Genomic DNA, 18,961 nt, shown 5'->3' with positions numbered 1-18,961 from the left:
CATGGATACGCATTCCTTGCTGACCCCCACCGCTCCCCGCCGACGCCTGCATGCCGGTCTGCCGCTGTTGGCCGTGCTGTGTGCACTGGCCGGTACCGGTGTCGCGCAGGCGCAGGCGCCCGCCGCCGCACCGCCCGCGGCCAGCAAGGACGACTCGGCCATCGTGCTGGTCGGCAAGGACGGCTGGCTGTTCCCGGCGTGGGGCAGCTTGAGCGAGGTGGACATGCAGGCGGTCGATGCCTCCACCCGCCTGATCGCCGAAACCAAGGCCCGCCTTGCCGCACGTGGCGTGCGCCTGGAGCTGCTGCTGCTGCCCGACAAGGTGCTGTTCTACGAAGATCGCCTGCCCGCGGGCAAGGTGGTGAGTGCGTCGGTGGAAAAGCGCTACGACACCATTCTTGGCTCGCTGCAGAACGCCGGCGTCGATGCCCTGGATGCGCGCAAAGTGCTGGCCGGCGTGCGTGCGGGCGGCACCGACGTCTTCTATCGCAGCGACCAGCATTGGACCCAGGCCGCCGCCGATGCCACCGCCGATGCGCTGGCGGCACGGATCAAGCAGACCGTGCCGAACCTGGCCGGCGAGCCCGGCACGGGCACGCCGCTGGGCAAGGAAACCCGCGAGCGTCGCTACGGCGACCTGGCCGAACTGTTCCTGCCACCGGAACAGCGTGCCGCGGTGGGCCGCGAAACCTTCACCGTGCGCCGCGCCGCCGAATCGCAGGGCCTGCTCGACAGTGGCAAGGCACCGGTGCACGTGACCGGGCACAGCATGGTGCAGGCCTACTTCGGTTTCCCGCAGAAGCTCTCCAACGCGCTGGACCGCCCGGTCACGGTGAACTGGAAGGCCGGCAACGTGGGCCCGTGGATCATGCTGCTGGAGTACCTGGAGTCCGACGACTTCCGCGCCAATCCGCCGCAGGTACTGGTCTGGCAGATGTTCGAACCGGTGTACGGGTTCGGTCCGCAGGCCCAGGGCCAGTGGGACAACGCGTCGATCATGACCCCGGCGCAGTTCACCGCGCGCGTGAACAAGGCATTGGGGCAGTAACCCGATGAGTGCACGTCCCGGCGCGCCCGCGCCCCTGCCACCGGCCGCGCCGCCCGGTGCCCACCGTCCCACCGCCGCGCTGGTGATCGCGCTGCTGGTCGTCGGCCTGCTGGCCGGTGGCTGGATGCTGGGCAAGGCGAAGATCCCCGCGGCCGCGTTGGCACCGGCACGCTGGGCCGACGGCGAAGCTGGCCGCGCGATCAACGAAGCGCTCAAGTTGCCGGTGCAGGCCCAGGCCGACCTGGCCACAGCCGCGCTGCGCTATCGCCTGCTCGGCGACCTGGGGCCGCAGGTGGCACTGGGGTGCCCGGACTGGCTGTTCTACCGCGACGGGCTGCGCCCGCCGCCGGGTGCAGGCGAGCAGGTGCTGAAGCAACGCGTGCGGCTGATGCAGCACTGGACCACGCAGCTCAAGGCGCAGGGCGTGCAGGTGCTGGTGGTGGTGGTGCCGGACAAGTCACGGATCGAGCAGGCGCATACCTGCGGGTTGCGCCATTCAACGGCCATGCGCGCGCGGTTGGGCCAGTGGCAGCAGGCGCTGGGTGCCGCCCAGGTGGCCTCCACCGACCTGCTGCCGGTACTGCAGCAGGGCGCGGCGCCGGTGTTCTTCCGCACCGACGTGCACATGAACCGGATCGGCGCGCAGCGCGCCGCCGACGCGGTGGCCGCCTCGGCGCTGCCGCTGCTGGGCGGGCGTGGCGCGCAGGCGTTCGAGGTGGGCGCGCCCGGTGCGGCCAAGCCACGCATGGGCGACCTGATCGTGCTGGCCGGGCTGGAGAAGGCGCCGCCGGCCTGGCGCCCGGCGCTGGACCGCGAACCGGAACAGGTGATCGCGCCGCTGCGCAGTGGTGGCCTGCTCGATGACACCCCGCCGGTGGAGGTGCTGCTGCTGGGCAGCTCCAACGGCCGCCGCAGCCTGTTCGCCGAACGCCTGGGCCATGCGCTGGGGCGCGAAGTGTGGAACCAGAGCCTGGATGGCGGGCAGTTCTCCGGCGCGCTGCTGGCCGCCTGGCCGCAGCGTGCGCAGTGGCCGCCCACGCTGAAGCTGGTGGTCTGGGAATTTTCTGAAATGGCCCTGTCCTTGCCGTTGACCGACGGTGAGCAGGCAACGCTGGCCGAGATCGACTGAGCGCTACGGACGATGCTTTTCAACTCCTTCCTGTTCCTGCTGGTGTTCCTGCCGATCGCGCTGGGCGTGCATTACGCCCTGGGCGCGGTAAAACCGCGCCTGGCCGCGCTGTGGCTGTGCGTGGCGTCCATCGTGTTCTACGGCTGGTGGAACCCGCAGTTCGTGATCCTGCTGTCGGGCTCGATCGTCTTCAACTACCTGGTCAGCCTGGTGATCCTGTCGCTGGCCAAGCGACCGAAACTGCAGCTGCTGGCCACCGTGCTGGGCGTGGCCGCCGACCTGCTGTTGCTGGTGCATTACAAGTACTTCGCGGCGATGGTGAACTTCGTCGGCGAGATGGGCTTCAACGTCGGCCCGATGGATGCGTTGATCCTGCCGTTGGGCATCTCCTTCTTCACCTTCACCCAGATCGGCTACCTGCTCGACTGCCGCGCCGGCGTGGTCAACGACCGCAGCCCGCTCAGCTACGTGCTGTTTGTGACTTTCTTCCCGCACCTGATCGCCGGCCCCATCCTCCACCACAAGGAGATGATGCCGCAGTTCAGCAAGCGCGAAACCTACCGGTTCCAGGCCGACAACCTGTCGGTGGGCGGCATGCTGTTCGTGATCGGGCTGGCCAAGAAAGTGCTGCTGGCCGACACCATCGCCCCGTATGCCGATGCCGGCTTTGCCTCCACCGGCGAGGTGCAGTTCTGGGGCGCCTGGGCCACCGCGCTCAGCTACGCGCTGCAGCTGTACTTCGATTTTTCCGGGTACTCGGACATGGCGCTGGGCCTGGCGCGCATGTTCGGCATCCGCTTCCCGCTCAACTTCAATTCGCCCTACAAGGCGACCAGCGTGATCGACTTCTGGGCGCGCTGGCACATGACGCTCACCCGTTACATCACCGCCTACCTGTACTACCCGGTGGCGATGGCGGTCACCCGCTGGCGCACCCGCCATGGCCGCGCCACCGGCCCGGCGGCGGTGGCCTCGGCCGGCGGCTTCCTGTCGATGATCGTGCTGCCCACGGTGTGGGCGATGGGCCTGGCCGGCATCTGGCATGGCGCGGGCCTGCAGTTCCTGATCTTCGGCCTGCTGCATGCCGGCTACCTGTCCATCAACCACGCGTGGCGCGTGTTCGTGGGCGGCCGCAAACCGGCCGCGCTGCGCCAGCTGCGCTGGTACCAGCACGCCGGCTATGTGCTGCTCACCTTCGGTGCGGTACTGGTGGCGCAGGCGTTCTTCCGCGCAGACGGCGTGCACGATGCCTGGGAGCTGGTGCAGGCCATGTTCGGCGTGCGCGGCTGGGAAAGCCTGGAGAACCTGGGCTACCTTGCCGGCATGGGGCTGGGCGACAGCTGGCGCCTGCTGGCTGGCCACCACGTGCAGCTGCTCTACATCCTGGTGCTGCTGGCCATCGTCTGGCTGGCACCCAACGCGCAGCAGATCATGGGCGTGTACGGCCCGTCGCTGGCCAAGCCCAGCCCGGCCCCGCGCGCGTGGATGCGCTGGCAGCCCAACTGGCCGTGGCTGCTGGTGATGCTGCTGATGCTGGGGCTGTCGCTGCTGAGCCTGCACAAAGAATCCCGTTTCCTCTACTTCCAGTTCTGACAAGGTGAACCCGATGGATATCCAGACCCTCCAGACCCAGTTGATCGACATCGTCGAAGCGGTGATCGGCACCCGCGTGCAGCCGGACGAATACATGGAGTCGCTGTTCGACTCGATGTCCAAGGTGCAGCTGATGGTCGAGGTCAAGGACCGCCTGGGCGTGACCTTGCCGGTCGATGAGATCGATGCGCTGGTCGATTCGGTGCAGGTGCTGGCCGACTACGTGGCCGCGCACCAGCGCTGATCCCACCCCACCTGCAGGAGCTGTCCGCATGCGTTTCGATTTCGAACACTGCCGCTTCGTCGCGCTGGAGCACGCCCCGCATGCGCCGGCCCTGCACGATGCCGACGGCAGCCTGGACTGGGCCGCGCTGCATGCAGCCACCCAGGCCTGGATCGGGCGCGCGCAGGCGGCCGGCGTGCAGCCCGGCTACGCGCTGGTGATCTCCGGGCACAAGCAGTCTGCGTTCGTGGTGGCCATGCTGGGCTGCCTGCAGATGGGCGTCACCTATGTGCCGGTGGATACCATCAACCCAGCCGCGCGGCTGCAGCGGATCACCCAGCTCACCCATGCCGGCGCGGTCTACGATGCCGCCACCGACAGCTTCGGGCCCGGTGCCGACGCACCGCGCGCGCTCAGCGTGCCGGACCTGGCCTACATCATGTTCACCTCCGGCAGCACCGGTGACCCGAAGGGCGTGCAGATCGGCCGCGACAGCGTGGCGCTGTTCACCGGCTGGATCACCGACTGCCTGCAGCTGGGCGAGGCGCCGGCCTTCCTCAACCAGATGCTCTTCAGCTTCGATTTCTCGCTGTTCGACCTGTGCGGTGCGCTCGGCACCGGCGGCAGCTGCGTGCTGTGCCCGCGCGAGGTGATCGCCGACAGCGAACGGTTTGTCGAACACCTGCGTCAGTCGGCGGTGGCGGTGTGGGCCTCCACGCCCTCGTTCGTGCGCCAGCAGATGCTCAACCCGCGCTTCAACGCCGAGCACCTGCCCTCGTTGCGCGTGTTCGTGTTCGGCGCCGAATCGCTCACCCCGCGCGTGGCCGAAGAGCTGTGGGCGCGCTTCCCGCAGGCGCGCATCATCAACTCCTACGGTCCCACCGAGGCCACCTGTTCCACCACCTGGGTGGAGATCGACCCGGCGCTGCGCGCGGCCGCGCCCAACCCGTTCCCGATCGGCGTGGCCAAGCCCTATGCCGAGGTCTTCATCGACGACGGCGAAATATGCATGTCCGGCGACCACGTCATGCGCGGCTACCTGGATCGCCCGGACCTGGACCAGGGCGTGCTGTTCACCCATCACGGCAAGCGGGCCTACCGCAGCGGTGACCTGGGCGACCTGGACGCGGAAGGGCGGGTGACCTTCCGCGGCCGCAAGGATGACCAGATCAAACTCAACGGCTACCGCATCGAACTGGCCGAAGTGGACGCCTCGCTGTCCACCCTGGACGGCGTGGTGGCCGGTGCGGCGGTGGTCCTGCGCCGGCCCGATGGCACCCTGGTGCGCATGATCGGCTTCGTCGAACTGTCCCAGCCCGGCGAAGGCGAGGTGCAGCCGCTGCCGGCGTCGCTGCAGGACTGGAAGGCGCAGCTGGGCCGTCGCGTGCCGCCGTACATGATTCCCTCTGAACTGATCGCCGTTGATGCGCTGCCGACCGGCACCAGCAACAAGGTGGATCGCCGTCAACTGGAGCAGCGCTACGCAATGGCGCGCACGCTTCGCCGCCAGGAACCCGCCGCATGAAACTGCCCTTGATATCGCTCGCCGCCGCCGTACTGGCCCTTTCGCCGCTGGCCGCCAGCGCCCAGCAGGCCGCCCCCGAAGGTCGCTTGGCCCAGCTGTATGCAGCGCGCCCGCCAGCCGGTTCGGCGTTCGTGCGCGTGCTCAACCCGGGCAGTGCCGCGCTCAAGGTCGCCGTCGGCCCGGGCGCCGAACAGAACATCGGCCCGGCCACGCGGGCCAGCCGCTACGCCATCGTGGAGGGCGGCAAACCGTTCACCGTCCGCGTGGCCGGCAAGCCCCGCAGCCAGCCGCAGGTTGCCGCCGGCAGCTTCACCACGCTGGTGCTGGACGCCGCCGCCCCGTCAAAGCCGCTGGCCGCACTGGCCGATGGCGGTGGCACCAGCGATGCGCTCAAGGCCGAGATCCGCTTCTACAACCTGGCCAGCGGCTGCGCGCAGGGGCGCCTGGCCATGGCCGACAAGGGCGCCGTGGTGTTCCCGGCGGTGGCCAGCGGCAGCAGCAGTGCGCGCGGCATCAACCCGGTCAAGGCACGCCTGGTGGCCGGCTGCGGCGGCAAGGACAGCGCGCCGCTGGCCCTGCCGGCGCTGCAGCCCGGCGACCACTACAGCCTGTTCCTGACCGGCAGTGCCACCGCCCCGGTACTGCAGGGCCAGCTCAGCGGCACCGACCCGGTGGGCCGCTGATCCATGCACACCCGTCCGGTATTCGGTGAAGACCACGCGCTGTTCCGCGCGCAGGTAAGGCGTTTCATCGCCGAACAGATCGCCCCGCACTACGCGCAGTGGGAGCGCGACGGCATCACCCCGCGCGCGCTGTGGCGTGCGGCCGGGGACGCCGGCCTGCTCAACTGCCAGCTGCCCGAGCCGTACGGCCTGGGCGGCGACATCGGCCACGCCGCCTGCGTGATCGAGGAACTGGCGCGCGCCAACTACCTGGGCATCGGCTTCTCGATCCACTCGGACATGGTGGCGCCGTACCTGATGCAGTACGGCAGCGATGAAGTACGCGCGCGCTGGTTACCGGCGATGGCGCGCGGCGAGGCGATCGGCGCCATTGCGATGACCGAGCCGGGCGCGGGCAGCGACCTCAAGGCGATCCGCACCCGCGCCGAACGCCAGGGCGAGCATTACCTGCTGAACGGCCAGAAGACCTGGATCACCAACGGCAGCAACGCCGACGTGGTGGTGGTGGTGGCCACCGTGGCGCCCGAGCTGGGCGCGCGTGGTCTCAGCCTGTTCTGCGTGGACACCACCTTGCCGGGTGTCACCCGCGGCGCGCCGATGGCCAAGATCGGCCAGCACGCGCAGGACACCAGCGAGCTGTTCTTCCATGACGTGGCGGTACCGGTGTCGCACCTGCTGGGTGAAGAACAGCGCGGCTTCGACTACCTGGGCGAACAGCTGGCGGCCGAGCGCATGGCCATCGCGCTGCGCGCGGCGGCATCGGCCGAGGGCATGCTCGATGAAACCGTGGCCTACGTGCGCCAGCGCAAAGTGTTCGGTCGCTTCCTGAACGACCACCAGAACACCCGGTTCGTGCTGGCAGGTGCAGCGGCCCAGCTGGCGATGCTACGCAGCTTCCTCGACCAGTGCCTGGCTGCGCAGCTGCAGGGCCGGCTGGACGAAACGGTGGCGGCGATGGCCAAACTCAACGCCACCGAACTGCAGGGCACGATCCTCGACGACCTGCTGCAGCTGCACGGTGGCTACGGCTACAGTAGCGAGTATGGCATCGGCCGCGCGTGGACCGACGCGCGCGCGCTGCGCATCTTCGGGGGCAGCAGCGAAATCCTGCGCGAGATCATCGGCCGCACGCTGTAACCGCGGCGGACTGCATGCCCTGAACAAACCGTGCGGTACCACCGGCTGCGCTTCCGCGACCGCATGTCCCACCCCGGTAGGTACCGACCGTTGGTCGGTACACCCCAACATTGGTCGGCACACACCCCGCGCGCCCTACAACCCCCACTGCCGCCGCAACGCCTTCGCCTGCGGCGTGTCCTGCGACAACCACGGGTCCAGCGCATACACCAGCACGTGTTCGGCACCGCTGTCGCGCGCCCACGCCAGTTGGCGTTCAATCCGCGCCGCGTCGGCGGTTTCGCCCTTGAACTGGGTGCCGTCGTGGTTCTCGCCGGGCAGTTCGCGGAACAGTTCCACGATCGCATCGAACGCCACGCCGCGTTGCTTCAGCATCGCCAGCAGGGGCTTGAGCTGCTGCACATTGCCGGCCCCGGCAACGCCCACACCGTCCTGCACCATCGGCCGCAGCGGTACCTGGTCCAGCAGGCTGGCCCAGACCGTCTCCAGCCGGCCGCTGGTCTGCAGACGGCTGAAGTAGGTGGAGATGGCGCAGTCGCCGCCGCGCGCCTGTGCGGCCTGGTGCAGGCCGTGCAGCCACTGGCCCAGCCACTGCACGCGGGCGGGATCGGCCCAGTGGTACTGCTCGATCTCATACGGCAGGTACCAGCCGCCGAAGGCCTGCAGGCGGGCCCACGGTGCCTGCGCCAGCCACTGTTGGGCGCGTGCCAGGCTGCTGGCGAAGAAGGCCTGCAGCGCGGCATCATCGCCGCCGATCGCCTGCCACCACGACTGCTCGAAGGGCAGTCCCACCCGCACCGTGATGCCCGCTTCGCCTGCGGCGGTGAACAGCATGCGCAGGCCGGCATCGGTCAGCTGCCAATCGCCTTCCGGCGCGCCGTGGATACCGGTCCACTGCAGCACCAGCTGCTTGCAGCCCAGGCGCTGGGCCAGCCCCACCGAGCGCTGCCAATCGGCCATGGTCCAGTCCAGGTGGCTGCGCCAGGGCTGCAGGAAGGTACCCTCCACCTGTACCGGCACCGAGCAGCCGGGCAGGGTGGCCAGTGCACCCACGGCGGGCGCCAGCAGCACGGCACGCAGCAGCCGGCGACGCAACGGCGAAGACAGATCGACAGGCAGGGGAGAATCGCTCATGCCCCATCATCCCAGAGCCGCGTTGCGTAGGGGTGAACCGCGCGGCGTGCGCCCTGGACGTGGATGATCGCGTTGCGTAGCGCAGGGCCGGCTTCGCCCCTGCGTCTTGCCGACATCGAACGTTGATCGGGTCACGGCAGTCGGCAGGGGCGCGACCCTACCAGGGCGGCATGGTCACGGTGCAGTTGCAGGCGCCAACGCTGCCGCCGATTCGGACACCGGAATCGCCACCGGAATCGCCACCGAAATCGCCGTCGCCGTTGCTGGTAGGGTCGCGCCCCTGCCGACTGCCGACCCTCTGCCCACATCCGGGAATGGCATGACCTTTATCGAGGTCATCGCCTTCGACGTTGCAGAGCCTGCTTCGCTCATGCGTCGTGCCGACATCGAACGTTGATCGGGTCACCGCAGTCCGCAGGGGCGCGACCCCGCCGGGGGTGCGGCTTACTCCAGCGCGTAGCGCAGCACGAACAGGCCGGCCACCAGCCACACCGCCGGGTGCACGTCGCGCCAACGACCGGTGCCGGCCTTGAGCACGGCATAGGCGATGAAACCGAACGCCAGGCCGTTGGCAATGGAGTAGGTGAACGGCATCGCCAGCGCACACAACGCGGCCGGCACCGATTCGGTCAGGTCGCTCCAGTCCACGTCCACCAGCTCGCGCAGCATCAGCCCAGCCACGAACAGCAGGGCAGGGGCGGTGGCATAGCCGGGCACCATCGCCGCCAGCGGCGAAAACAGCAGTGCGGCCAGGAACAGCGCGGCCACCACCAGCGCGGTCAGGCCGGTGCGGCCACCGGCCTGCACGCCCGACGCGCTTTCGGCAAACGCAGTGGTGCTGCTGGTACCCAGCAGCGAGCCGGCCACGATGGCGGTACTGTCGGCCAGCAGCGCACGCCCGAAGCGCTTGGGCGCGCCGGGCAACTTGAGCAGGCCCGCACGCCCCACCACGCCGTACAGCGTGCCGGTGGCGTCGAACACTTCCACCAGCACGAACACCAGCACCACCTGCAGCAACACCGCAATCGGCGCACCGCCGTTGTGGTGCAGCAGCCCGGGCAGGTCCAGCTGCAGGAAGGTGGGGGCCAGGCTGGGCGGCAGCGACAGCAGCCCATGGAACTGCACGTCACCGAGCAGCCACGCCGCGCCGGTGACAGCCAGAATGCCGATCAGGATCGCGCCACGCACCTTGCGTGCTTCCAGGATCGCAATCAGCAGGAAGCCGGCCAGGGCCAGCAGCGGTGGGGCGGTATTGAGCGGGCCCAGCGCCACCAGCGTGTCGGTGTTGGCGATGATCACCCCGGATTTCTGCAGCGCGATGATCGCCAGGAACAGGCCGATGCCCGCCACGATCGCCGCGCGCAGCGAGGGTGGAATGCCCGCCACCAGCCAGGCCCGCACGCCGGTGAGCGACAGCGTCAGGAACACCAGCCCGGAAATGAACACCGCCGCCAGCGCCTGCTGCCACGGCAGGCCGGCCGCGCCGACCACGGTGAAGGCGAAGAACGCGTTCAGGCCCATGCCCGGGGCCATGCCCACCGGGAAGTTGGCGGCGAACGCCATCACCAGCGAACCCAGTGCGGCGGCCAGGCAGGTGGCCACGAACACCGCGCCCGGGTCCATCCCGGTGGTGGCCAGGATGTCCGGATTGACGAAGACGATGTAGGACATCGTCAGGAAGGTGGTCAGCCCGGCCAGCACCTCGGTACGCACGGAGGTGCCGTGCTGCTGGAGCTGGAAGACGCGTTCGAACAGGGACATCGCAGATCTCTCGTGCCGGGGGCGCACTGCCTCGCCCAGGCGGACCTGCGGGTGCGTCGTGTGGCGGGTTAGAAGTGGTAATTCAACTTCAGCGTAACGCTGCTGTAGTCGGTATGGAAGCTGCGGCGGGCCGCATCGGGGTAGTTCGGATCGTGCAGCTGCACCGGGCTGGAGCCCAGGTTGGTGTAGCGGTACTCAACGCCGGCGGACAGGCGCTCGTTGACCCGCACCAGCACGCCTGCGCCGACATTGACGCCGGTGGAGACATGGCGGGCGCCGGTCTCGAATTCCGCCACGCGGCAGCCGTTGGTTTTCTCGACCAGCGATTTATCGCAGCCCAGGGTGTATTCCTGGCGGGCCACGGTCACGCCGGTGGTCAGGTAGGGCAGCACCGGGCCGACCGCATAGCCGAGCATCAGGTTGACCGACCCCGACCGGGTTACCGCGTCCTTGCCGTAGTACGGGCTGTGCGGGTGGTTTTCGCGGTCTTTCCAGTCGCGGTCGATGCTGCCGACGGCGAGGCTGCCTTCGATGCCCATCACCACGTTGCTGTCGAACTGCCAGGTGCGGCCGGCCTGCACGCCGCCGGTGAACCCGCGCGGGCTTTTTTCAGAGGCGTTGGCGTTGCTGCGGTCCTGGCTCTTGCCTTCTGCATGGCTCGCCTGAACGCCCATGTAGCTGCCTTCCCAGTTCGCCGGGGCCGCCGCGGCGGTGCCCGACAGCAGCAGGGCTGCGGTACTCATGACCAGTGTTTTCATTGGTGGTGTCCTACGTTGGTCGCAACTGCGTGGGGTGCAATTGCGTGAGGTGCGTAGGAGACCTGAAGTCGTTATCTATGGATATGCAATAAGTTGCATCCTGTTGCCTATGGCAAGCGGTGGGTACCGACCGGAATGCAAAACGGCCGCGCAGTGCGCGGCCGTCGGCGAAGCGTCACGACCAACGGTCGTGACCTGCCAGGTTACTTCAGCGCCTTGAAGCGCAGGCGCTTCGGTGCGGCGTCGTCGCCCATGCGGCGGCGCTTGTCTTCTTCGTACTCGCGGTAGTTGCCCTGGAAGAACTCCACGTGCGAGTCGCCTTCGAACGCCAGGATGTGGGTCGCGATGCGATCCAGGAACCAGCGGTCATGCGAAATCACGAAGGTGTTGCCCGGGAACTCCAGCAGCGCATCTTCCAGCGCACGCAGGGTTTCGATGTCCAGATCGTTGGACGGTTCATCGAGCAGCAGCACGTTGCCACCCTGCAGCAGGGTCTTGGCCATGTGCAGGCGGCCACGCTCACCACCGGACAGCGACCCCACCAGCTTCTGCTGGTCCTGGCCCTTGAAGTTGAAGCGGCCGATGTAGGCGCGCGACTGGATCTCCACGCCATTGATGTTGAGGATGTCCAGGCCGCCGGCGATTTCCTGGAAGACGTTGTGGTTGCCTTCCAGCGCGTCGCGGCTCTGGTCCACGTAGGACAGCTTGACGGTCGGGCCGACCACGATCTCGCCGGTATCGGGCTTTTCCTGGCCAGTGATCATCTTGAACAGGGTCGACTTACCGGCACCGTTGGGGCCGATGATGCCCACGATCGCGCCACCGGGCACCAGGAAGTTCAGGTCGTCGAACAGCAGGCGATCACCGAACTTCTTGGAGACGTTCTTGAACTCCATCACCGCATTGCCCAGGCGCTCGCCCGGCGGAATGAAGATTTCGTTGGTCTCGTTGCGCTTCTGGTAATCCACCGACTGCAGTTCTTCCAGGCGGGCCAGACGCGCCTTGCCCTTGGTACGGCCGCCCTTGGCGTTCTGCCGCGACCATTCCAGTTCCTTCTGGATCGCCTTCTGGCGGGACTTTTCCTGGTTGTCTTCCTGGCGCAGGCGGTCGTCCTTCTGGGTCAGCCAGTCGGTGTAGTTGCCCTTCCACGGAATGCCGCGGCCGCGATCCAGTTCCAGGATCCACTCGGCGGCGTTGTCCAGGAAGTAGCGATCATGGGTGACCGCCACGACGGTGCCGGTGTAGCGCGCCAGGAACTGTTCCAGCCATTCCACGGACTCGGCGTCCAGATGGTTGGTCGGTTCATCGAGCAACAGCATGTCAGGCTTCTGCAGCAGCAGGCGGCACAGCGCCACGCGGCGCTTTTCACCACCGGACAGGGTGCCGACCACGGCCTCCCACGGCGGCAGGCGCAGCGCATCGGCGGCCACGTCCAGCTGGTTTTCGAGGGTGTGCGCGTCGCCGGCGGCCAGGATCGCCTCCAGGCGCTCCTGTTCCTTGGCCAGCTTGTCGAAGTCGGCGCCTTCCTCGGCATAGGCCAGGTACACCGCGTCCAGCGCGGCCTGGGCCTGCAGCACTTCGCCCACGCCTTCCTCGACCGACTCGCGCACGGTCTTGGTCGGGTCCAGCTCCGGTTCCTGGGCCAAGTAGCCGACCTTGATGCCGGCCTGCGGGCGGGCTTCGCCCTCGAAGTCGGTATCCACGCCGGCCATGATCTTGAGCACCGTCGACTTGCCGGAGCCGTTCAGGCCCAGCAGGCCGATCTTGGCACCCGGGAAGAACGACAGCGAGATGTCCTTGATGATCTGCCGCTTGGGCGGGACCACCTTGCTGACGCGGTTCATGGTGTAGATGTATTGCGAGGACATGAGGTCTCCGAAGGCGCAACCCTGCGCCCGTTCCAGGCGGAACAGGAACAGATGAATAAAGGGGTACCCCCGATTATAGCCGGAAGCGATGACAGACGCCGGTCTGCCCATGGGGCGGGGCTTGCCGGGGCCTGAATGGGCCGTCAAAGCCGCTGGAATGGAAACCGTTTCCAGCCGGAAACCGTTCAGATGGCGTCAGCATGATGGAGCCATCAACCCACCAAGCGAGGCCAATCATGCGCATGAATCGATTTGTGGTCGGGGCCGTTGCCTCGCTGCTGGCCCTGGGCACGGTGGCACCGGCCTTCGCCGACAACGACCACCGCGGCCGTGGGCACGACCGCCATGATGACCGTCACGACCGCCGCCACGATCGCCACGACCGGCATGATCGCCGCGACTGGCGCGACGACCGCCGCCGCGAGGCCCACCATGACCGTCGCTACTACGACAACCGCGGCTATTACCGCCCGGCACCGCCGCCGCGCGTGGTCTATCGCCCGGCCCCGGGCTACGGCTCCTACGGCTGGGCGCGCGGCCACCGTTACCGCGAGTACTACGGCGGCCCGGTGTACGTGGTCAACGACTACAGCCGCTACTCGGTGCGCCGCCCGCCGCGTGACCACCACTGGATCCGCGACGACCGCGGCAACCTGCTGCTGGTCGCCATCGCCACCGGCATCATTGCCGACTACGTGATCAACAACCGGTAAGCCCCGCGGCAGGCACGCTGCCCGGCCTGGACGGCGCCCCTCGGGGCGCCGTTCTACGTTCCGGGGGCCGCGCGCCCGGATTGGTCACCCCGCGCCGCGGGGACTACAATCCAGAGCTCGCGCTGTACCCCCTCTGCCTGCCTGGAGTAACCGATGTTCCCGCGTGACGTCCGCATCGAAACCTACGATCCCGAACTGGCCAAGGCCATCGCCGCCGAAACCCAGCGCCAGGAAGACCACGTCGAGCTGATCGCCAGCGAGAACTACACCAGTCCGGCGGTGATGGAAGCCCAGGGCAGCCAGCTGACCAACAAGTACGCCGAAGGCTACCCGGGCAAGCGCTACTACGGTGGCTGCGAGTACGTGGACATCGCCGAGCAGCTGGCCATCGACCGCCTCAAGCAGCTGTTCGATGCCGACTACGCCAACGTGCAGCCGCACAGCGGTTCGCAGGCCAACCAGGCGGTGTACTTCGCGCTGCTGCAGCCGGGCGACACCATCCTGGGCATGAGCCTGGCCCATGGCGGCCACCTGACCCACGGCGCCAAGGTCAACGCGTCGGGCAAGCTCTTCAATGCGGTGCAGTACGGCGTGGACGAGGCCGGCCTGATCGACTACGACGAAGTGGAACGCCTGGCCGTCGAGCACAAGCCGAAGATGGTCGTCGCCGGTTTCTCGGCGTACTCGCAGGTGGTGGACTGGGCGCGCTTCCGCGCCATCGCCGACAAGGTCGGTGCCTACCTGTTCGTGGACATGGCGCACGTGGCCGGCCTGGTTGCCGCAGGCGTGTACCCGAGCCCGCTGCCGCACGCCCACGTGGTCACTTCGACCACCCACAAGACCCTGCGCGGCCCGCGCGGCGGCATCATCATCGCCAAGGGCGCCGACGAAGACCTGGTCAAGAAGCTGCAGTCGATCGTGTTCCCGGGCATCCAGGGCGGTCCGCTGATGCACGTCATCGCCGGCAAGGCCGTGGCCTTCAAGGAAGCGCTGGAACCGGCCTTCAAGACCTACCAGCAGCAGGTGGTCAAGAACGCCCAGGCGATCGCCAACACGCTCATCGCGCGCGGCTACAAGATCGTCTCCGGCGGCACCCAGAACCACCTGATGCTGGTCGACATGATCGGCAAGGATGTGTCGGGCAAGGACGCCGAAGCCGCGCTCGGCAAGGCCCACATCACCGTCAACAAGAACTCGGTGCCCAACGACCCGCGGTCGCCGTTCGTGACCTCCGGCCTGCGCCTGGGTACCCCGGCCGTCACCACCCGTGGCTACCTGGAGCAGGACTGCGTGGACCTGGCCAACTGGATCGCCGACGTGCTCGACGCCCCGGCTGACGAGGCCGTGATCGCCCGCGTGCGTGATGCGGTGAGCGCCCAGTGCGCGAAGTACCCGGTCTACGGCTGAGGATGGACGACCGCCGCCAGCGTCGTCGATACGCGCTGGTGGCGGGCGTGTTGGGCATTCCCGGTGCCGTCTGTGGCGGGGCCGGTGCAACGCTGATGCTCAGTGGGGTCTGGGAGGGCGCGTTCTGGCCGGCGCTGGTGGGACTGATCTGCTGGCTGGCCCTGATCGCCTGGGTCGTGCTGAGCTGGCGCTACCTGCGGCATGGCCGCGAGGGCCTGCGCGCGGGTCGCTGGCCCGTCCTGGACCGGGTGTTGTGGGGGCTGCTGACCCTGGGCCTGGTGGCTGCCGGCTGCGTGCTGGCCGTGTCGGGCCTGATGATGCTCGGGGCCCTGATGCAGCTGCAGCTGTTCATGCTCGGCGGCGCGGCGATGCTGTTGTTGTTCGGCCCGGCGCTGCTGTGGCCGGGGTTCCTGCTGGTTTCCCACCGGCACGCCCCTTCGGAGTGACCGGGCCTGGCCGGCGCCGGGGTCTCCCCCTTGGTTCGGCCCGTTGTTCCTGATTCCCCCGCGCAGCTGCTCCGGCGGCATGCGCGGCAAAGGCCTGTGCGTGGCAAGGTTGACCCCTGTCCACATGTCGCCGCGCAGGGTGATTGCTTCCCGCCTGGACACCTTCATGGACGACACCACGCAACGCCGTTTGTACTTCATCCAGGCCCTGGTGCTGGGCATCCCGGCCGTGGCCGCCGGCGGCACGCTGGCCGTGATCGCGGTGATGGTGTTCTTCTCGCGTAACAACTACGTGAGTGGACTGCAATCGGTCACGCTGCTGGCGTGGGGCCTGTCGGGCATCGTCGGTCTGCTGGCCTGGGCGTGGCTGAGCATCGTCTACCTGCGCGGCGGGCGCGACGGGCTGCGCCGTACCGGCCCGCCGGGCTGGATCGGCATGGCGGCCGGCAGCCTGGGGGCGCTGGTCGTGGTGGTCTTCGTGGCCCGGCTGGTCCTGCAAGGGGGCTGGGCGCCGCTGGGCTACCTGGCGGCCGGGCCGCTGCTGCTGATCCCGAGCGCCCAGTTGGTGTGGTTGCGGTGGGGGCGCGGTGCTGTGCACGGCGCCACGTAACGTCGCTATTTGTGTGGACAGGTCTTCTCAGGTACCGTTGCGACGCTGCCGTGACCACGGCATGACGTTTTCCTGATGCAAGGCGTTCCATGTACTGTCCGTTCTGCCAGCATGCCGATACCCGTGTGATCGACTCGCGCGTCTCTGAAGACGGGGCGACGATCCGGCGTCGGCGTGAGTGCGAGGCCTGCAACGAACGCTTCAGCACGCTGGAAACCATCGAGTTGAAACTGCCGGCGATCGTCAAGAGTGACGGCAGCCGCGAAGCCTTCGACGCGCGCAAGGTGCGCAGCGGCTTCGATCGCGCGCTGCAGAAGCGCCCGGTGCCCGAAGACGAGATCGAACTGGCGGTGCGTGCGGTGATGCAGCAGGCACGCGTCTGCGGCGAACGCGAAATCCCCTCGATCAAGATTGGCGAGTTCGTGATGAACGAACTGCGCAAGCTCGACCATGTGGGCTATGTGCGCTTCGCCTCGGTGTACCGCAGCTTTGGCGACGTGGCTGATTTCCGCGAGGAAATCGAAAAACTCGAACGCGACCTGCCGGCCAGTACCGAGCAACTGCAGCTGCTGGGCGGTGTGATTCCGCTGGAAAAGAAAAAGAAGGGCTGATGCCGGCCGCCTCACGGCGACCCCGGCTGGGCTACCATCGGCGCTGCACGCCTGCCGCCGACTGATCATTGCCATGACTGAATTTTCCGCGCTCGACCACCTGCACATGGCCCAGGCGCTGCGCCTGGCCGAACGGGCGGCGTACACCGCGCGGCCCAATCCCATGGTGGGCTGTGTGATCGCCCACGGCAGCGAGGTGGTAGGGCAGGGTTGGCACCAGCGCACCGGTGGCCCGCACGCCGAAGTCTTTGCACTGCGCGAGGCCGGCGACCGCGCGCGGGGTGCCACCGCCTACGTCACCCTGGAACCTTGCGCGCACCACGGTCGCACTCCGCCCTGCGCGTTGGCGCTGATCGAAGCAGGTATCACCCGCGTGGTGGCGGCGATGCGCGACCCGTTTCCGAAGGTCGATGGCGGTGGCTTCGTGCTGCTGCGGGAAGCGGGTATCGAGGTTGCCGAAGGACTGATGGCCGCGCAGGCGTGCGAGCTCAACAAGGGCTTCCTGTCGCGTATCGAGCGCGGCCGACCGTGGCTGCGGGTGAAGCTGGCCGCCAGCCTGGATGGTCGCACCGCGATGGCCGACGGCACATCGAAGTGGATCACCGGTGCGGCCGCGCGCGAGGACGTGCAGCACTGGCGCGCGCGCGCGGGTGCGATCCTGACCGGCGCCGACACCGTGCTGACCGACGACCCGATGTTGACTGTGCGGCTGGCCGACACCGACGTGCTGCCGCCGCTGCGCGTGGTGCTCGATTCACGCCTGCGCTCGCTGGAATGCGCGCGCGTGCGCGAAGGCGGGGCGCCCACGCTGTACCTGCACGATGCCGCGGTGAGTGCGCCGGATGCAGCCGATGCGGCCTTTGCCAGCGTGGCCTGTCACGAGGGCCGCCTGGACCTGGGCGCGGTGCTGGCGCTGCTCGCCGAACGCGGCATCAATGAAGTGCACACCGAAGCCGGTGCGACGCTGGCCGGTGCGTTGCTGGCCGGCGGTTGGGTGGATGAGCTGCTGCTGTACCAGGCGCCCACGTTGCTGGGCGAGCAGGGCTTGCCGTTGTTGTCGGGGCTGGGCATCCATGCGATGGACCAGCAGCGTCGCCTGCGCGTGGTCGATCAGCGCCAGGTTGGCGACGATCTGCGGCTGCTGCTGCGGCCCTGATCCAGGGACCAGGGCCGGCTTTTCATCTCAACGGCAGGCGTCGGTCCACATCATTTCGGCAATCGAGCGCAGCGCTTTGCACTCCTGCACCATGGCCTCCACCGATTGGGTCTGGGCCTTGTCCCGCAACTCGTCGGCCATCGCATCCACGCCATTGAGCTGGTCCGGCGCGATCTTCGCCACGCACTGCCGGTGCTGCTGCAACAGCAGGTCGCAGCTGGCCAAGCCGGTCACCGTCGGCGCGTCCTTCGCGGCGGCCTCCTGCTGCCACGCATCGAACGGCAGCAGCGCCTCCACCACCGGCGCCACCAGCGCGTCGAGGTTGCCGCTGTACCAGTAACCGTTGTCCTTGGCCGGGTACAGATCCACGCTGCCGTGCACCTCGCGGCGCGGTCCGGTGCTGAGTGCCGCCACGTAGGCGTCGGTGAAGCGCTTCAACCCGGCCGGGGTGTTGTCGGCCACGCTGGCGTCGAACAACGGGCGCAGGCCATCCAGTGCGGTCACCTGACAGGTGAAGTCGACCGTGGCGACCTTCGCGCCGTCCACAGCGTCGTTGTCACGCAGGGTGCTGCCCTGCGCGCGGCACCGGGTCTTGCCCAGGTTGGCCGCGACCACGGCGGGCATCGCCTCGATACGCGCGTTTTCGCTGCCCGCTGCCGCGAGCAGGCCCTGCAGCGGCGCGGCGAGCGCACCGGCGAAGGCGCCCTTGTTGAATTCAAGCGAGTCCTTGCCATCGAAGGCCGGGCGCAGCGCGTCGTTGAGCGTGCGCGCCGCCGCGGCGTCGTCTTCCAGCATCACCCGTGCGTACAGGTCGAAGGTCTGTTCCGGTGTCAGCGGCGTCGGTGCGGCGGCAGCGGCCAGCACCGGCATGCACAGCAACAGCGAGGTGGCCAATACGTGGCGGGTTTTCATGGCGGTCAGCGTCCAATGCAGGGCGCGGAAGACTAGCGCATTTCACCTCTCCATCGATGGCGCGCCGGAGAAGAGCCAAAAAAAGGTTCTTCGTTCTGCGGGGCAAGCAGAAACGTGTTTTGACGCTTTGAAGGCGCAGCCGTCGGCGGGTCGGGCGCTGGGCCCCCATGCCCTTTCCGGCGAATGTCCTCCGGCGTCGGCCTGCGGCCGCCCCCTCCCCCTTTATTTCGCCTCCAAGGGCATGGGG

Annotated in this window: 18 protein-coding genes; 13 read left to right on the top strand and 5 right to left on the bottom strand. The window is 68.2% G+C overall.

Annotation, left to right across the window (positions count from 1 at the left end; genetic code table 11):
- The first annotated feature begins 1 nt into the window (after position 1).
- The 7 genes from AC1DCJ_RS03745 to AC1DCJ_RS03715 are packed head-to-tail and all read left to right on the top strand — an operon-like array spanning position 2 to position 7,338.
- Entirely contained in the window at positions 2-1,048 is a 1,047-nt protein-coding gene (locus AC1DCJ_RS03745; protein ID WP_478070147.1) for an alginate O-acetyltransferase AlgX-related protein, read from the top strand.
- Positions 1,049-1,052: 4 nt separating this feature from the next.
- A complete protein-coding gene (locus AC1DCJ_RS03740) occupies positions 1,053-2,177 on the top strand; it encodes an alginate O-acetyltransferase AlgX-related protein (RefSeq protein WP_478070146.1) in 1,125 nt (374 codons plus the stop codon).
- Between the two features lie 12 nt (positions 2,178-2,189).
- Complete coding sequence (locus AC1DCJ_RS03735; RefSeq protein WP_478070145.1) at positions 2,190-3,770, top strand: MBOAT family O-acyltransferase; 1,581 nt, start codon at positions 2,190-2,192, stop codon at positions 3,768-3,770.
- Between the two features lie 13 nt (positions 3,771-3,783).
- The gene (locus tag AC1DCJ_RS03730) at positions 3,784-4,014 is read left to right on the top strand and encodes an acyl carrier protein (RefSeq protein WP_137191072.1); all 231 of its coding nucleotides are present in this window, start codon (positions 3,784-3,786) and stop codon (positions 4,012-4,014) included.
- Between the two features lie 28 nt (positions 4,015-4,042).
- Positions 4,043-5,518: an AMP-binding protein gene (locus tag AC1DCJ_RS03725; protein WP_478070144.1), complete on the top strand. Its 1,476-nt coding sequence runs from the start codon at positions 4,043-4,045 to the stop codon at positions 5,516-5,518.
- Positions 5,515-6,201: an alginate O-acetyltransferase AlgF gene (locus tag AC1DCJ_RS03720; RefSeq protein ID WP_478070143.1), complete on the top strand. Its 687-nt coding sequence runs from the start codon at positions 5,515-5,517 to the stop codon at positions 6,199-6,201. The genes AC1DCJ_RS03725 and AC1DCJ_RS03720 overlap by 4 nt, the downstream gene beginning before the upstream one ends.
- Before the next feature lie 3 nt (positions 6,202-6,204).
- Entirely contained in the window at positions 6,205-7,338 is a 1,134-nt protein-coding gene (locus AC1DCJ_RS03715) for an acyl-CoA dehydrogenase family protein (protein ID WP_478070142.1), read from the top strand.
- Positions 7,339-7,473: 135 nt separating this feature from the next.
- Here AC1DCJ_RS03715 and AC1DCJ_RS03710 read toward each other — a convergent pair whose 3' ends face one another.
- From AC1DCJ_RS03710 to ettA, 4 genes are all read right to left on the bottom strand, one after another.
- On the bottom strand, positions 7,474-8,472 hold the full coding sequence (locus tag AC1DCJ_RS03710; RefSeq protein WP_478070141.1) for a DUF4434 domain-containing protein: 999 nt from the start codon (positions 8,470-8,472) through the stop codon (positions 7,474-7,476).
- A 444-nt stretch (positions 8,473-8,916) separates the two neighbouring features.
- Positions 8,917-10,233 carry an NCS2 family permease gene (locus tag AC1DCJ_RS03705; RefSeq protein WP_478070140.1) on the bottom strand — a complete coding sequence of 439 codons (1,317 nt, stop codon included), beginning with the start codon at positions 10,231-10,233 and terminating at the stop codon, positions 8,917-8,919.
- Between the two features lie 68 nt (positions 10,234-10,301).
- Positions 10,302-10,976 carry an outer membrane protein gene (locus tag AC1DCJ_RS03700; RefSeq protein ID WP_181406265.1) on the bottom strand — a complete coding sequence of 225 codons (675 nt, stop codon included), beginning with the start codon at positions 10,974-10,976 and terminating at the stop codon, positions 10,302-10,304.
- 218 nt (positions 10,977-11,194) lie between these two features.
- Positions 11,195-12,859 carry an energy-dependent translational throttle protein EttA gene (gene ettA, locus AC1DCJ_RS03695; RefSeq protein ID WP_038690533.1) on the bottom strand — a complete coding sequence of 555 codons (1,665 nt, stop codon included), beginning with the start codon at positions 12,857-12,859 and terminating at the stop codon, positions 11,195-11,197.
- Between the two features lie 236 nt (positions 12,860-13,095).
- Between ettA and AC1DCJ_RS03690 the strand changes: the two genes are divergently transcribed.
- The 6 genes from AC1DCJ_RS03690 (at position 13,096) to ribD (ending at position 17,802) form a co-directional block, all read left to right on the top strand.
- Positions 13,096-13,572 carry an RcnB family protein gene (locus AC1DCJ_RS03690; RefSeq protein ID WP_038690532.1) on the top strand — a complete coding sequence of 159 codons (477 nt, stop codon included), beginning with the start codon at positions 13,096-13,098 and terminating at the stop codon, positions 13,570-13,572.
- A 153-nt stretch (positions 13,573-13,725) separates the two neighbouring features.
- Positions 13,726-14,979, top strand: coding sequence for a serine hydroxymethyltransferase (glyA, locus tag AC1DCJ_RS03685; protein WP_478070139.1), 1,254 nt, complete (start codon positions 13,726-13,728; stop codon positions 14,977-14,979).
- 2 nt (positions 14,980-14,981) lie between these two features.
- The gene (locus AC1DCJ_RS03680; protein ID WP_478070138.1) at positions 14,982-15,425 is read left to right on the top strand and encodes a hypothetical protein; all 444 of its coding nucleotides are present in this window, start codon (positions 14,982-14,984) and stop codon (positions 15,423-15,425) included.
- 124 nt (positions 15,426-15,549) lie between these two features.
- Entirely contained in the window at positions 15,550-16,035 is a 486-nt protein-coding gene (locus AC1DCJ_RS03675) for a hypothetical protein (RefSeq protein WP_478070137.1), read from the top strand.
- 89 nt (positions 16,036-16,124) lie between these two features.
- Entirely contained in the window at positions 16,125-16,646 is a 522-nt protein-coding gene (nrdR, locus tag AC1DCJ_RS03670) for a transcriptional regulator NrdR (RefSeq protein WP_038690528.1), read from the top strand.
- A 73-nt stretch (positions 16,647-16,719) separates the two neighbouring features.
- Positions 16,720-17,802, top strand: a complete 1,083-nt coding sequence (gene ribD / locus AC1DCJ_RS03665) for a bifunctional diaminohydroxyphosphoribosylaminopyrimidine deaminase/5-amino-6-(5-phosphoribosylamino)uracil reductase RibD (protein ID WP_478070136.1) — start codon at positions 16,720-16,722, stop codon at positions 17,800-17,802.
- Positions 17,803-17,829: 27 nt separating this feature from the next.
- Here ribD and AC1DCJ_RS03660 read toward each other — a convergent pair whose 3' ends face one another.
- The gene (locus AC1DCJ_RS03660) at positions 17,830-18,714 is read right to left on the bottom strand and encodes a hypothetical protein (protein ID WP_478070135.1); all 885 of its coding nucleotides are present in this window, start codon (positions 18,712-18,714) and stop codon (positions 17,830-17,832) included.
- Positions 18,715-18,961 lie beyond the last annotated feature (247 nt).

It is taken from the genome of Stenotrophomonas sp. 10N36, from assembly GCF_056395005.1.
The sequence above is the reverse complement of the archived record's forward strand: the minus strand, read 5'-3'. Positions and strand labels throughout refer to the sequence as shown.

Coding starts and splice junctions, on each gene's coding strand:
- AC1DCJ_RS03705 (WP_478070140.1), bottom strand. CDS start 10,233: ATGTCCCTGTTCGAACGCGTCTTCCAGCTCCAGCAGCACGGCACCTCC.
- AC1DCJ_RS03725 (WP_478070144.1), top strand. CDS start 4,043: ATGCGTTTCGATTTCGAACACTGCCGCTTCGTCGCGCTGGAGCACGCC.
- AC1DCJ_RS03720 (WP_478070143.1), top strand. CDS start 5,515: ATGAAACTGCCCTTGATATCGCTCGCCGCCGCCGTACTGGCCCTTTCG.
- AC1DCJ_RS03715 (WP_478070142.1), top strand. CDS start 6,205: ATGCACACCCGTCCGGTATTCGGTGAAGACCACGCGCTGTTCCGCGCG.
- ettA (WP_038690533.1), bottom strand. CDS start 12,859: ATGTCCTCGCAATACATCTACACCATGAACCGCGTCAGCAAGGTGGTC.
- AC1DCJ_RS03660 (WP_478070135.1), bottom strand. CDS start 18,714: ATGAAAACCCGCCACGTATTGGCCACCTCGCTGTTGCTGTGCATGCCG.
- AC1DCJ_RS03675 (WP_478070137.1), top strand. CDS start 15,550: ATGTCGCCGCGCAGGGTGATTGCTTCCCGCCTGGACACCTTCATGGAC.
- glyA (WP_478070139.1), top strand. CDS start 13,726: ATGTTCCCGCGTGACGTCCGCATCGAAACCTACGATCCCGAACTGGCC.
- nrdR (WP_038690528.1), top strand. CDS start 16,125: ATGTACTGTCCGTTCTGCCAGCATGCCGATACCCGTGTGATCGACTCG.
- AC1DCJ_RS03690 (WP_038690532.1), top strand. CDS start 13,096: ATGCGCATGAATCGATTTGTGGTCGGGGCCGTTGCCTCGCTGCTGGCC.
- AC1DCJ_RS03735 (WP_478070145.1), top strand. CDS start 2,190: ATGCTTTTCAACTCCTTCCTGTTCCTGCTGGTGTTCCTGCCGATCGCG.
- AC1DCJ_RS03680 (WP_478070138.1), top strand. CDS start 14,982: ATGGACGACCGCCGCCAGCGTCGTCGATACGCGCTGGTGGCGGGCGTG.
- AC1DCJ_RS03710 (WP_478070141.1), bottom strand. CDS start 8,472: ATGAGCGATTCTCCCCTGCCTGTCGATCTGTCTTCGCCGTTGCGTCGC.
- AC1DCJ_RS03740 (WP_478070146.1), top strand. CDS start 1,053: ATGAGTGCACGTCCCGGCGCGCCCGCGCCCCTGCCACCGGCCGCGCCG.
- AC1DCJ_RS03700 (WP_181406265.1), bottom strand. CDS start 10,976: ATGAGTACCGCAGCCCTGCTGCTGTCGGGCACCGCCGCGGCGGCCCCG.
- AC1DCJ_RS03730 (WP_137191072.1), top strand. CDS start 3,784: ATGGATATCCAGACCCTCCAGACCCAGTTGATCGACATCGTCGAAGCG.
- AC1DCJ_RS03745 (WP_478070147.1), top strand. CDS start 2: ATGGATACGCATTCCTTGCTGACCCCCACCGCTCCCCGCCGACGCCTG.
- ribD (WP_478070136.1), top strand. CDS start 16,720: ATGACTGAATTTTCCGCGCTCGACCACCTGCACATGGCCCAGGCGCTG.